This window comes from Streptomyces boncukensis, from assembly GCF_011045075.1.
GTDB lineage: Bacteria > Actinomycetota > Actinomycetes > Streptomycetales > Streptomycetaceae > Streptomyces > Streptomyces boncukensis.
Window position 1 is genome coordinate 1 of record NZ_JAAKZZ010000180.1, and the last position, 13210, is coordinate 13210.

General features: G+C 72.4%; 12 protein-coding genes. 7 read left to right on the plus strand and 5 right to left on the minus strand.

The window, feature by feature from the left end:
• A partial coding sequence (locus G5C65_RS18260) for a metallopeptidase TldD-related protein (RefSeq protein WP_165299925.1) occupies positions 1 to 934 on the minus strand: 934 nt, incomplete at its 3' end.
• Positions 931 to 2493: a TldD/PmbA family protein gene (locus G5C65_RS18265; protein WP_420903330.1), complete on the minus strand. Its 1563-nt coding sequence runs from the start codon at positions 2491 to 2493 to the stop codon at positions 931 to 933. The genes G5C65_RS18265 and G5C65_RS18260, both read right to left, overlap by 4 nt.
• A gap of 217 nt (positions 2494 to 2710) precedes the next feature.
• Between G5C65_RS18265 and fabG the strand changes: the two genes are divergently transcribed.
• Entirely contained in the window at positions 2711 to 3415 is a 705-nt protein-coding gene (gene fabG / locus G5C65_RS18270) for a 3-oxoacyl-[acyl-carrier-protein] reductase (RefSeq protein WP_165299926.1), read from the plus strand.
• Positions 3416 to 3417: 2 nt separating this feature from the next.
• Positions 3418 to 4188 carry an enoyl-ACP reductase FabI gene (fabI, locus tag G5C65_RS18275; protein WP_165299927.1) on the plus strand — a complete coding sequence of 257 codons (771 nt, stop codon included), beginning with the start codon at positions 3418 to 3420 and terminating at the stop codon, positions 4186 to 4188.
• A gap of 73 nt (positions 4189 to 4261) precedes the next feature.
• Here the strand turns inward: fabI and G5C65_RS18280 are convergent, their stop codons facing one another.
• Positions 4262 to 4957, minus strand: coding sequence for a FadR/GntR family transcriptional regulator (locus tag G5C65_RS18280; RefSeq protein WP_165299928.1), 696 nt, complete (start codon positions 4955 to 4957; stop codon positions 4262 to 4264).
• 70 nt (positions 4958 to 5027) lie between these two features.
• Here G5C65_RS18280 and G5C65_RS18285 point away from each other — a divergent pair, with 70 nt between their 5' ends.
• From G5C65_RS18285 to G5C65_RS18295, 4 genes are all read left to right on the plus strand, one after another.
• Positions 5028 to 6392 carry a CynX/NimT family MFS transporter gene (locus G5C65_RS18285; RefSeq protein ID WP_165299929.1) on the plus strand — a complete coding sequence of 455 codons (1365 nt, stop codon included), beginning with the start codon at positions 5028 to 5030 and terminating at the stop codon, positions 6390 to 6392.
• 17 nt (positions 6393 to 6409) lie between these two features.
• Positions 6410 to 6526, plus strand: a complete 117-nt coding sequence (locus tag G5C65_RS40150) for an SGM_5486 family transporter-associated protein (RefSeq protein ID WP_277608069.1) — start codon at positions 6410 to 6412, stop codon at positions 6524 to 6526.
• 173 nt (positions 6527 to 6699) lie between these two features.
• Positions 6700 to 6951 (plus strand): hypothetical protein, encoded by a 252-nt coding sequence (locus tag G5C65_RS18290; RefSeq protein WP_165299930.1) that lies wholly within the window; start codon positions 6700 to 6702, stop codon positions 6949 to 6951.
• Positions 6952 to 7034: 83 nt separating this feature from the next.
• On the plus strand, positions 7035 to 7550 hold the full coding sequence (locus G5C65_RS18295) for a SixA phosphatase family protein (RefSeq protein WP_165299931.1): 516 nt from the start codon (positions 7035 to 7037) through the stop codon (positions 7548 to 7550).
• Positions 7551 to 7647: 97 nt separating this feature from the next.
• Here the strand turns inward: G5C65_RS18295 and serB are convergent, their stop codons facing one another.
• Complete coding sequence (gene serB / locus G5C65_RS18300) at positions 7648 to 8886, minus strand: phosphoserine phosphatase SerB (protein ID WP_165299932.1); 1239 nt, start codon at positions 8884 to 8886, stop codon at positions 7648 to 7650.
• Between the two features lie 448 nt (positions 8887 to 9334).
• Between serB and G5C65_RS18305 the strand changes: the two genes are divergently transcribed.
• A complete protein-coding gene (locus G5C65_RS18305) occupies positions 9335 to 12109 on the plus strand; it encodes an ABC transporter ATP-binding protein/permease (RefSeq protein ID WP_338146501.1) in 2775 nt (924 codons plus the stop codon).
• Between the two features lie 63 nt (positions 12110 to 12172).
• Here the strand turns inward: G5C65_RS18305 and G5C65_RS18310 are convergent, their stop codons facing one another.
• A complete protein-coding gene (locus tag G5C65_RS18310; RefSeq protein WP_241265885.1) occupies positions 12173 to 12973 on the minus strand; it encodes a lytic transglycosylase domain-containing protein in 801 nt (266 codons plus the stop codon).
• Between the last annotated feature and the right edge of the window lie 237 nt (positions 12974 to 13210).

Here is a 13210-nt window from a genome sequence, read left to right on the forward strand (position 1 = left end):
CGCCCGACCGGGGCGGCTCCCCGCCCGAGGCGTACGCGAGCAGGAACGGCGCCGTCTCCAGGCCGGGCTCCGCCGGGTCGCTGCGCAGGGTCAGCGGCAGCCGCGCCAGCCGCTCGCCCACCCGGGTGCCGCCGCCCGGTGCGCTGAAGACGGTACGGCCCTCCGCCGCGTCCCGCGCCGACGACCACCAGTACTGGTTGACCATCAGGTCGGCGACCGCGGTCGGCGGCAGCAGCGTCTCGTACCGCCCCGGCGGCAGCTCCACCGTCCGCCGGGACCAGCCCAGGCGCCGCGCCAGCCCGGCGTCCAGCGCGGCCAGCCGCTCCGGGGTGACGTCCGTGAAGTCCCGGGTGGGGTGCCCGTGCCAGGCCGAGGCGCCCGCAGCGGGTGACTTGGCGTTCAGCACCAGGAGGCCCGAGGGCTGGTCGTGCCGCAGCCGCAGCCCGGAGGAGGTCCCCAGATAGCTGGAGACGGTGCGGTGCAGCGCGAAGCCGTACAGCTGCCGGTCCTCCGCCTGGGCGCGCGCGAAGGCGTCCCCGAGCGCGGGTGCGAAGCGGGCGAGGACGGCCGGGGTGGTCCGGGCCGGCGGCGCCGTGAAGTCCGGCGCCTCGGGCAGGCCCGCCACCAGCGGGCGCGCGTCCTCCGCCGGGCCCGCGGCGCGGGCCGCCGCCTCCGCCGCGCGCACCAGCGGCTCCAGCTCGCCGCGGGACACTCCGGCGCGCGACACCACCGCGCACGCCGTTCCCCGCGCCCCGTCCACCGTCGCGATCACCGTGAGCCGGCGGCCCCGGGCCACCCCGTTCGTCGTCAGCGCGTTCCCCGCCCAGCGCAGATGGACCGACGACTCCTCGTCGGCGATCACCACGCAGCCGTCCGTGCGGGACAGCTCCAGCGCCCGCTCCACCAGCTCGTGCGCCTGGTCCACGCCGCTCACCGGACCGCCTCCCGGACGGTGTTGAGCACGTTGACGCCCCGGAAGAGCGCCGACGGGCAGCCGTGCGAGACGGCGGCCGTCTGCCCCGGCTGCCCCTTTCCGCACAGGAACGAGCCGCCCAGCACATAGGTGCCGGGCCCGCCGACCGCCTCCAGGGAGCGCCAGAAGTCGGTGGTGGTCGCCTGGTAGGCCACGTCCCGCAGCTGCCCGGCCAGCCTGCCGCCCTCGATACGGAAGAACCGCTGGCCGGTGAACTGGAAGTTGTACCGCTGCATATCGATGGACCAGGAGCCGTCACCGACCACATAGATCCCGCGCTCCACGCCGCCGATCAGCCCTCGCGTCGACGGACCGCCGGGGTCGGGGCACAGCGACACATTCGCCATCCGCTGCAGCGGCACATGCGAGGGCGAGTCCGCGAACGCGCAGCCGTTCGACCGGTCGAGGCCCGCGAGCCGCGCGGTGCGGCGGTCGAGCTGATAGCCGACCAGCACCCCGTCGCGGACCAGGTCCCAGGACTGCGCCGCGACGCCCTCGTCGTCGTAGCCGACCGTGGCCAGCCCGTGCTCGGCCGTACGGTCGCCCGTCACCCGCATCGCGGGCGAGCCGTACCGCAGCGTGCCCAGCTGATCCGGGGTGGCGAACGACGTGCCCGCGTAGGCGGCCTCGAAGCCCAGCACGCGGTCCAGCTCGGTGGCGTGGCCGACGGACTCGTGGATCGTCAGCCAGAGGTTGCTGGGGTCGATCACCAGGTCGTAGGCGCCCGGCTCGACGCTCGGGGCGCGCCGCTTCTCGGCGAGCAGCTCCGGCATCCGCTCCAGTTCGCCGGACCAGTCCCAGCCGGTGCCGGTCAGATACTCCCAGCCGCGGGCCGCGGGCGGGGCCAGGGTGCGCAGGGTGTCGAAGCCGCCGCCGTGCGGGCCGGAGCCGCCCGGACCGTCCACCGAGACGGCGGTGAGGCGCGGATGGATCCGCACCCGCCGCTGGGTGGTGACGGTGCCCGCGGTGTCGGCGTAGAACTTCTCCTCCCGCACGGTGCCCAGCACCGCGTCCACATGGCTGACCCCGTCGCCCGCCAGCAGCAGGGAGCTCCACTCGGCCAGCAGCCCGGCCTGCTCCCCGTCCGGGACGCCGAACGGATCCGTCTCGTACGCCGAGACCCACTCCCGCTCGCCGTGCACCGGCTCGTCCGCCGGCTCCACCCGCGCGCCCGCGCCCACCCGCGCCGCCAGCCGCGCCATCTCCACGGCCTGCTGCGCCGTGTGCGCCGCGGCCTCGGGCGTCAGGTCCACTCCCGAGGCGAACCCCCACACCCCGTCGTGTACCACCCGCACCGCGTACCCCGCGTCGGTGCTGTCCTCGGTGCCCGCCGGGCGCGCGTCCCGCAGCCGCCGGCGCGCGCCGCGCACCCGCTCCAGCCGGAAGTCGGCGTGCCGCGCGCCGAGCGCCCGCGCCCGGTCCAGCGCGGCATCCGCGAGGGGGCGCAGGGGCAGGTCGGTGAACGGTGTTAAGTCATCGGTGGCGTCGGGGCGGGAGCGGGAGCCGGTCGAGTCGCGCACGAGTGCCTCCTGGTGGGATCCGACTGCAGTGCAGCATGCCCGCCCGGAGGGTGCGCTGTCCCGCGCCGTTCCGCGTTTTCTGTAGGGACCCCACAGCAGCCCACGCGGGCCGCTGTCCGTGGCCGATTCTCCGCCGCGCACAGGCGCCCGATAGGTTCGGTACGCAAGGCGGGGGAGGACCGGACATGTACGCATCAGCAGAAAGGGTGGTCACACCGTGAGCCGCTCAGTGCTCGTCACCGGAGGCAACCGCGGCATCGGCCTCGCCATCGCCCGCGCCTTCGCCGACGGAGGCGACAACGTCGCCGTCACCTATCGCTCCGGGGAGCCGCCCGAGGGTGTGCTCGGCGTCAAGTGCGACATCACGGACCCGGAGCAGGTGGAGCAGGCGTACAAGGAGGTCGAGGACAAACAGGGCCCGGTCGAGGTGCTGGTGGCCAACGCCGGCATCACGCGCGACCAGCTGCTGCTGCGGATGTCCGAGGAGGACTTCACCTCGGTCCTCGACACCAACCTCACCGGCACCTTCCGCGTCGTCAAGCGCGCCTCGCGCGGCATGCTCCGCGCCCGCAGGGGCCGCATCGTGCTGATCTCGTCGGTCGTGGGGCTGATGGGCCAGGCCGGTCAGGCCAACTACGCCGCCTCCAAGGCCGGGCTGGTCGGATTCGCCCGCTCGCTCTCCCGTGAGCTGGGCTCCCGCAGCATCACCTGCAACGTCGTGGCGCCGGGCTTCGTCGACACGGACATGACCCGGGCGCTGAGCGACGAGCAGCGCGAGGAGATCGTCAAGCAGGTCCCGCTGGGCCGTTACGCGCAGGCGGAGGAGATCGCCTCGTCGGTCCGCTTCCTGGCGTCCGACGAGGCCGCGTACATCACTGGAGCCGTCATCCCGGTCGACGGCGGATTGGGCATGGGTCACTGAACATGAGCGGAATCCTCGCTGGCAAGCGCATCCTGGTCACCGGCGTCCTCACCGAGGGCTCGATCGCCTTCCACGCGGCGAAGGTGGCCCAGGAGGAGGGCGCCGAGGTGCTGCTGACCGGCTTCGGCCGGCTCTCCCTGGTCGAGCGGATCGCCAAGCGGCTGCCCAAGCCGGTGCCGGTGATCGAGCTGGATGTGACCGACCAGGGGCACCTGGACGCGCTCCCGGACGGGATCCGCGAGCACTGGGGCGCGGACACACAGCTCGACGGCATCGTGCACTCCATCGCCTTCGGCCCGCTGGGCGCGTTCAACTTCCTGGAGGCGAGCTGGGAGGACGTCGGCACCGCGGTGCACGTCTCGGCGTACTCGCTCAAGTCGCTCACCACGGCCTGCCTGCCGCTGATGCCGCGCGGCAGCTCCGTCGTCGGCCTCACCTTCGATGCGCAGTCCGCCTGGCCGAAGTACGACTGGATGGGTGTGGCCAAGGCGGCGCTGGAGTCCACCAGCCGCTACCTCGCGCGCGACCTGGGCGCGAAGGACATCCGCTGCAACCTCGTCTCCGCCGGCCCCATCAAGTCGATGGCCGCCAAGTCCATCCCCGGCTTCGAGGAGCTGGCGGACGTGTGGAACCACCGCGCTCCGATCGGCTGGGACCTCACCGACCCGGAGCCCGCGGGCCGCGGCGTGGTGGGCCTGCTGTCGGACTTCTTCCCGAAGACCACGGGCGAGATCGTGCATGTGGACGGTGGCGTGCACATGATGGGCGCCTGACCGCCGCACGCCCTCCGCGGCTCCCTCCCCGGCCCGCTGTCCCAGCGGCCGGAGAGGGAGCCGCGGTTCCCGGTCAGCCGCCCGGCGCGGCCGGCTGGCCGGTCCACCCGGTCCACTCCGACGTGTACGAGGCGGCCTCCCGCGCCGCCGCCTCCGCTTCGCCCTCGCGGATCGCCGCGACCAGCCGGGCGTGGTCCATATAGCCCTCCGGGGTCAGCTCGTCGCCGACGTTCCGCCGCAGGTTCGCGTGCAGCACGTCCCCCAGGTCCGCGTAGACCCCCGCGAGCACCTCGTTGTGCGCGGCCGCCACCACGCCCCGGTGCAGGCCGCTGTCGGCCTGCACGAACCACTCCACGTTCCCCGACTCCCATGCCTCCTCGCGCCGCCGCAGCAGCGAGTCCAGCCGCCGCACGTCCTCTTCCGTGCGCCGCAGCGCTGCCAGCCGCGCCCCCGTGGTCTCCAGCGCGCTCCGCAGCTCGGCGACGTCGCCCGCGCGTGCGTCCCGGAACCTGCGGTGGAGCACCCCCGCCAGCTCGCTGGTCGCCAGGACGTAGGTGCCCGACCCCTGCCGGATGTCCAGCAGCCCGTTGTGCGCGAGCGCGCGGACTGCCTCCCGCACCGTGTTGCGGGCGACACCGAGCTGTTCGACCAGCTCGGGCTCGGTCGGGATACGGCCCCCGATGGGCCAGGCCCCCGAGGTGATCTGGGTGCGGAGCGTGGCGATCACCTGGTCGACGAGCGCGGCGCGCTGGGGTGCGGGCAGTGACATGGCTCTCCGTTCTCTCTGAGGACAGAAAGGGGGTGGGGCACATTCATCCCATGATTCTATGATGGCAGGTATGCCCACCACAGACGACTCCCCGGACTCCGCCCCGCGCACCGACCGTCCGAGGCCCGCGGAGCCCTCGGCCGCGGCTTCGGGCGCCACGGGCTTCTCCCCGTGGATGCGCCGCGTTGCCGTGGTCGGACTCGTGCTCGCCGCACTCAACCTCCGCCCCGCGATATCCGGCCTCGGACCGCTGCTGGAGGAGGTGCGCGACGGCCTCGGGATGAACGGCACCGTGGCCGGAATGCTCACTTCCGTACCCCCGCTGTGTTTCGCCGTCTTCGGCGGCCTGGCACCGCGCCTCGCCCGCCGCCGGGGCCCCGCGGCCGTCGTGCTCGCCGGGACGGCGGCGATCACCCTCGGGCTCGTACTGCGCCCCTTCGCGGGCGGCACGGCGGCCTTTCTCGCCGCCACCGCGCTGGCGCTCGCGGGCATCGCGGTGAGCAATGTGCTGATGCCGGTGATCGTCAAGCAGTGGTTCCCCGGCCGGGTCGGCACGATGACCGGCCTGTACTCGATGGCGCTGGCGCTCGGCACCGCCGGGGCCGCCGCCGTCACCGTGCCCCTGACCGACGCGCTGGGCGGCAGCTGGCGGGTGGGGATCGGTGCCTGGGCCGTGCTCGGCGCCGTCGCGCTGGTGCCCTGGGTCCTGATCTTCCGCAGCCCCGCCACCCGCCCCGGGCAGGCGGCCCCCGGCCGGCCGGACCAGCGGCCGGATCAGGGGCAGGACCAGCCGCAGGACCCGCGGGCGAGCGGCGGCGCCGAAGGCCCGGCGGGCGGTGCGGCGGACGCGGCGCCCCTACGGATCACGAAGTCGCCCACCGCGTGGGCGCTCGGCATCTTCTTCGGCCTCCAGGCGTCCGGCGCGTACATCGTGATGGGCTGGCTGCCGCAGATCTTCCGGGACTCCGGGGTCTCCGCCTCGTCGGCCGGGCTGATGCTCGCCGTGACGATGGGCATGGGCATCCCGCTCTCGTTCGTCCTGCCGAAGCTGGCCGCCCGGATGCGGCACCAGGGACCGCTGGTCCTCGCGCTCGGCGGCTGCGGGCTGCTCGGATACGCGGGACTGTACGTCGCGCCGCACTCCGGGGCGTGGCTCTGGGCGGTGGTGCTGGGCGTCTCCAACTGCGCCTTCCCGCTGGCCCTCACCATGATCGGGATGCGCTCGCGGTCCAGCGCGGGCGTCGTGAAGCTCTCCGCCTTCGCACAGAGCACCGGCTATCTGCTCTCCATCCCGGGCCCGCTGCTCGTCGGCGCCCTGCACGACGCCAGCGGCGGCTGGCGGGTGCCGCTGCTGCTGATGGCCGGGCTGATGCTGGCCCAGATCGCGATGGGGATGCTCGCAGGCCGGGACCGGGTCATCGAGGACGGGCGCTGAGTGCGACACTGGCGGGTATGCCAGTGCTCGAACCGAATCCGCCCACGCCGCAGCGGAAGCTGCTGCTCATCTTCGGTGCGATGATCGCGGTCACCGTCGTCATCGGCGTCATCGCCAGCATCGCCGCACCCTGACCGCCCCCGGGTCCGCGGGCGCGGTCCCGGGGACGGTGGGGTTAGCACCACCATCCCCTAGGGGGTCAGGGTCAGGGGCAACTGGGTGGGTTTCCCGATGGGAAGTCGCCCCGCGTTTCCGTAGCGTCGAAGCAGACGACGCGGAACGACGGAACCACCCGGAGGCGATCCCCATGACGGCCCCCGCGCAGCCCAGCAGGACGAGCGAGCGGAGCGAGGCCCGCACCGCCCGAGCCCGCCAGGCCACGCCGGTGAGCGGTGTCCAGACCCGGCTGCCCTGGTGGGGCATAGCGCTGCCGGTCGCCGCTTTCGTGGTGCTGCTGGTGCTGCTGGTCGGCGGGGGAGAGGCGGATGCGGCCGAGCCCTCCGGGGGCCGTGCGCTGTTCGCGGCGCTGGTGCAGCTCCGGGACCTCATCCTGGGCTGATGCCGGGGCCCCGCTTCACCCGTGCCGGGGTGCCCTCCCAACACCCCGCGCCCGATGGCGCGTTTCATGCGAAGCTGGGACACATGAGCGTCGACGTCCCCCGCAACATCGTCCTTCTCCGGCATGCCAAGGCCGACTGGCCGCAGGTGGCGGACCACGAGCGGCCCCTCGCCGAGCGCGGCCGCCGGGACGCCCCGGCCGCCGGCGAGTGGCTCGCAGAGCACGGCATCAACCCCCAGCTCACCTACTGCTCCACCGCGGCCCGCACCCGTGAGACCTGGAAGCTGGCCGTCCAGCACCTCCCGAAGCGCCCCCGGACGGTCTATGAGGACCGGCTGTACGAGGCGTCCCCCGGCCAGATCATCGAGATCATCAACGAAGCGCCCGACGAGGTGCGGGACTTGCTGGTGATCGGGCACAACCCCGGCGTCCAGGCAGTGACCGACCTGCTCGCCGGCAGCGGGGACCGCGACGCGCGGGAGCGGATCTCGCGCGGCTTTCCCACCGCGGCGGTGGCCGTGCTGCGCTATCAGGGGCCGTGGAAGTCCGTGGAGCCCGGCGCCGCCGAGCTGACGGACTTCTGGTCACCGCGCGCCTGAGCCGTATCCGGTGGATCCCGCGTCCCCGGCATCGGGGCCCGGTTCCGATGCCGGTATGCGGGATCCGCCGATGCGGGATCCGCGGGGTGGATGCGGGTCAGCCCTCGACGGCGGGCTCTTCCACGTCCGCGGCCTCGACCTCTTCCCGGGTGATGCCCAGCAGATAGAGGACGGTGTCCAGGAAGGGCACGTTGACGGCGGTGTGCGCGGCCTCGCGGACCACGGGCTTGGCGTTGAACGCGACGCCGAGGCCGGCCGTGTTGAGCATGTCCAGGTCGTTGGCCCCGTCGCCGATCGCGACCGTCTGGGCCAGCGGCACCCCCGCCTCCTGTGCGAAGCGGCGCAGCAGCCGCGCCTTGCCCGCGCGGTCCACGATCTCGCCTGTGACCCGCCCGGTGAGCTTGCCGTTCTCGATCTCCAGGGCGTTCGCCGACGCGAAATCCAGCCCCAGCTCGTCCTGGAGCGCGTCGGTGACCTGAGTGAAGCCACCGGAGACCACGCCGACCTGGAAGCCGAGCCGCTTGAGGGTACGGACGAGGGTGCGTGCGCCCGGTGTGAGCCGCACCTCCTTGCGCACCTTGTCCACCACGGACGCGTCGAGCCCCGCGAGGAGTTCGACGCGGGCGTGCAGCGACTGCGCGAAGTCCAGCTCGCCGCGCATCGCCCGCGCGGTCACCTCGGCGACCTCCTCCTCGCAGCCCGCGTGCGCCGCGAACAGCTCGATCACCTCGTCCTGGATGAGCGTCGAGTCGACGTCCATGACGACCAGGCGCTGCGCCCTGCGCTGCAGCCCGGAGGCGACCACCGCCACATCCACGCCGTGCTCCGCCGCCTGGAGCGCCAGCGAGGTGCGCAGCGCCGGCGTCTCGGTACCGGAGACGTCGAACTCGACGGCCAGTACGGGGTACTTGGCGAGCCGGAAGATACGGTCGATATTGCCGCCCGTCGAGGTGATGCTCGCGGCTATCGCCGCGGTCGACTCGGCGGTCAGCGGATGTCCCAGCACGGTCACATGCGAGCGGCCCGTGCCGCGCGGGCGGTTGTCGCCGGTGCCGGAGATGATCTCGGCTTCCAGCCGCATGGACTCCGCCCAGCTGTGCACGGTCGCACGGAGCTCGCCCTCCGTCGCCGTGCCGCTGGTCGGCGCGGTGACCAGGGCGCAGAGTGTGATGCGGCCCCGGGTGACGAGCTGCTCGATGTCGACGACCTCGACGGCGAAGGCGGCGAGGGTGTCGAAGAGCCCCGCGGTGATGCCGGGCCGGTCCTTGCCGAAGATCTTGACGAGGAGCGTCGGAGTCTCGGCGTATGTGGGTGGCGGTGCGAGAGGTGCGCTCATGGTCCTTTCACAGTAGCGGCTGCGGGGCGTGCGGACTCGTCCGGGGCGCCCTCGCGCACTACCTGTGCATCTCGGCTCAACCCGGTCGCCACCCCGGGCACACCTCTCGGAAAGGAGCGGAGCCGAGTGTGGGGCCGGGGAACGGGCCGTACGCGATCGGGGGAAGGTACGCGGCGTACCGTATGTACTTCGCACGTACCGATGACGATTCCGCTCTGGTCCGGCGATATCCCAGTTTTCCGTATCGGTCGTGATCAGTACTGTTCCATGGGTGTTTCTGCGGCCGGAGCCGGTATCGGCCCCGTCGGTGCACGCCGTGCGGGAGGTTTTCCGGGGCGACTTTCTGCGAGGCGGCCGGGCCTGGAATAGTTCCCCCACGATGTATCGCCATCCCTAGACTCCCTCTTCAGCAGAGGGGTACATCGGGGGACAACTTTTGGGGCATGGAGTGCCGGAACTCGTACTGGAATTGAACGGACAGACCTGGACGCTGGATCCGTCCAGGACGTACACCCTCGGCCGCGATCCGCAGGGCGACGTGGCGATCGACGACGCCAGAGTCTCCTGGCGGCACGCCACCGTGCGCTGGGGAGGGCGGGCCTGGGTCATTGACGACCACGGCAGCACGAACGGCACCTATGTGCAGGGGCGGCGGCTCCAGCAGCTGGAGCTGGCCGCCGGCATGAGCGTCCATCTCGGCAACGCCACCGACGGCCCCCGGCTGACCTTCTCCGACGGCGCCACGGGCGGCGCTCCGGCGCAGCCCGCCGACGTCTACTACCAGGCCCACGCCGTCGCGCCCGAGGCGCAGCAGGCCGCGCAGATGGCGCCCCCGCAGCAGGCGCAGCACGCGGCCCCGCCGTACCAGCCGGGCCCGGGCGGAGGCGGGCCCGACTGGGGACAGCAGCCGCCCCAGCAGTACCAGCAGCCGCAGCCCGGCTGGCAGCAGCCTCCGCAGCAGCCGCAACCGCAGCCTGAGCAGCCTCCGTACCAGCAGCCTCCGTACCAGCAGCCCGTGCCGCAGCAGCAGGCCGCGCAGATGGCGCCGCCGCAGGCCGCACAGGCGCAGCAGACCCAGCAGCCCCAGCAGGCTCAGCCCTACGCCGCTCAGCCCCCGCAGCAGGGGATGCCCCCGCAGGGCGGGCCCGGCGCGCCGGGCCCGGGCCAGCCGGCGGGCGGCGACCGCAGCCCGACGACGTTCTACCAGGTCGCGCTCGGCCGTGTGATGCGGATCGGCCGCTCCCTGGAGAACGACCTGGTCGTCTCCGACCTCCAGGTCTCCCGGAACCACGCCGAGTTCCGCGCCTCGCCCGACGGCCGCTGCGAGATCCGCGACCTGGGCAGCCACAACGGCACCTACGTCAACGGCCAGCCGCTGCCCAAGTCGGGCTCCGCCGTGATCACGCCGCAGGACACGGTCGGCGTCGGCCACTCCACGTTCCGGCTGGTCGGCGACCGCTTGGAGGAGTTCGTCGACACCGGTGAGGTCTCCTTCTCCGCCCGCCACCTCACGGTGAAGGTGGACGGCGGCAAGGTGATCCTCAACAACGTCACCTTCGGCGTCCCCGAGAAGTCGCTGGTCGGCGTCATCGGCCCGTCGGGCTCCGGCAAGTCCACGCTGCTGCGGGCCCTCACCGGCTACCGCCCGGCGGACGAGGGCGCCGTCCTCTACGACAACCGGAACCTCTACACACAGTTCGCCGAGCTGCGCCAGCGCATCGGCCTCGTGCCGCAGGACGACATCCTGCACAAGGAGCTGAAGGTGCGTACCGCGCTGCGCTACGCGGCCAAGCTCCGCTTCCCCGGCGACGTCGCCGAGGCCGAGCGCAACGCGCGGGTCGAGGAGGTGCTGGCCGAGCTGAAGCTCGACATCCACGCGACCAAGAAGATCACTTCCCTCTCCGGCGGCCAGCGCAAGCGCGTCTCGGTCGCCCTGGAGCTGCTCACCAAGCCGTCGCTGATCTTCCTCGACGAGCCCACCTCGGGCCTCGACCCGGGCATGGACCGCGACGTGATGCAGCTGCTGCGCGGCATGGCCGACGACGGCCGCACGGTCCTCGTCGTCACCCACTCCGTGGCCGAGCTCCAGCTCTGCGACAAGCTGCTGGTCATGGCCCCGGGCGGCGGTGTGGCCTACTTCGGGCCGCCCGAGGAGGCGCTGAACTTCTTCGGCTACGACTCCTGGGCCGACGTCTTCTCCGCCTTCGAGAACTACCGCGAGTACGACTGGATGGGCCGCTGGCAGGGCTCGCAGCACTACCAGATGTACGCGGCGGACATCGACGCGCAGCTCCCGCAGGGCGCCGACGCCTACGGCATGCAGTCCGGCATGCAGCAGATGCAGCAAATGCAGCAGATGCAGCCCTCCCGGCAGCGGAAACCGCAGAGCTGGGGCTCCCAGCTGTGGACGCTGATCCGGCGCTATGTCTCCGTCATCGCCTCCGACCGCTCCTTCCTGGTGCTGTCCTTCGTCACCCCGCTGCTGCTGGGCTTCGTCTCCACCCTGATGCCGTCCGACTTCGGGCTGACGGCGCCGCCGGGCAAGACCAACCACGACGCAGGGCCGATTCTGCTGATCCTCGCCATCGGCGCCTGCTTCTCCGGGGCGGCCAACTCCGTACGTGAGCTGATCAAGGAACGGGTCATCTACGAGCGCGAACGGGCCACCGGCCTGTCCCGCTCCGCCTATCTCATGTCGAAGGTGATCGTCCTCGGCATCGTGGCCGCGCTCCAGGGCGTGCTGATGTGCATGGTCGGCTTCTTCCCGCGGGACCTTCCCGACGAGGGGCTGCTCGCCTCCAACCCGGCGATCGAGATGACGCTGGTGATGATCGCGCTCGGCGGCACCTCGATGATGTTCGGCCTGATCATCTCCGCGCTGGTGAAGACCTCCGAGAAGACGATGATCCTGCTGGTGCTCTTCGCCGTGGTGCAGGTCGTCTTCACGGGTGTGCTCTTCAAGCTCTACGACAGCCCCGGCGTCGAGCAGCTCGCCTGGCTGATGCCCTCCCGCTGGGCGATGGCCGCGCTGGCCGCCACGGTCAACCTGGGCGTGCTGAGCCCGCAGGACCTCAAGGACCCCACCGACGTCGATCCCCTGTGGGAGCACGAGCTCAGCAAGTGGATGATGGACATGAGCGTCCTCGTGCTGATGGGCGTGCTGTGCGGCTTCGCCGTCATCCGCCTGCTGCGCCGGCACGAGCCGGAGATCATGCGGAAGTAGCCGCCGTACCGACGACAGAGGGCGGCACCCCGCGCGGGGTGCCGCCCTCTGCGTACCGTCGGCTCAGTACCAGCTGTTGGCCTGCCAGAACGACCAGGCGCCGCAGGGGCTGCCGTAGCGGTCGTTCATATAGCCCAGGCCCCACGTGATCTGAGTGGCCGGGTTGGTGCGCCAGTCCGCGCCCGCCGAGGCCATCTTGGAGCCCGGCAGCGCCTGGACGAGCCCGTAGGCGCCGCTGCTCGGGTTCTGCGCGTCGGCCCTCCAGCCGCTCTCCCGCTCGACGATCTGCGAGAAGCACTGGAACTGCGCCTCGTTGCCGATGATCTGCCGGGCGATCTGCTGCGGCGAGCCCGAGGGCGCGGCCGGGGCGGCGCGCTGCGCCGAGCGGCTCGCGGCCTCCTTGGCGGCGCGCTCGGCCGCGGCCTTCGCACGGGCCGCGCGGGCGGCGGCGGCCTTGCGCCGCTTCTCGGCGGCCGCGGCCTTCGCCCTGGCCTTCCGCGCCGCCTCGGCGCGCTGCTTGGCCTCGGCCTTCTTCCTGGCCTCCGCCGCGCGCTGCTTCGCGTCGGCCTTCTTCTTCGCCTCCGCCTTCTCGCGCGCCTCGGCGTGCGAGGACTGCTGGTCGATGCTCCTGCGCTGGGCCTCCGAGCTGTCCGTGGCGGTCTGCCACGCGACCGGCTTCGCGTCGATGTCGCCGCCGGCCACCCGCGCCGTGCCGTCCCCGCCGCCGGAGCCCCCGGAGCCGACACCGGTCACCAGGGCGGCGGCGCCCACGGCGGCGACACCGGTCGCGGCGGAGAGCTTCTGAAGCGGAGTGAAACGGCGGCGCCGGCGGTGCTGCGGTTCGGACGCTGGGGGAGCGGACATGGCGGAGCGGAACCTCTTCGTCGTCGGGGAGACCGCAGGAGCGGCCTGCGGCGCGGGCCATTCTTAGCGGCGCGTGAAGAGCCTGTCTCTTATACACCTCTCCGAGCCCCCGAGACTCTAAAAAAAAAAATGTCGGAGGGATCTTCTCTCTGCAGAGGGCCCGAAAGTAGGACGTGACTCGGGTGAGAAACCCTACGTTCTGCGCGCTGCTGCACGCCAATGGCGACTACTACGTAC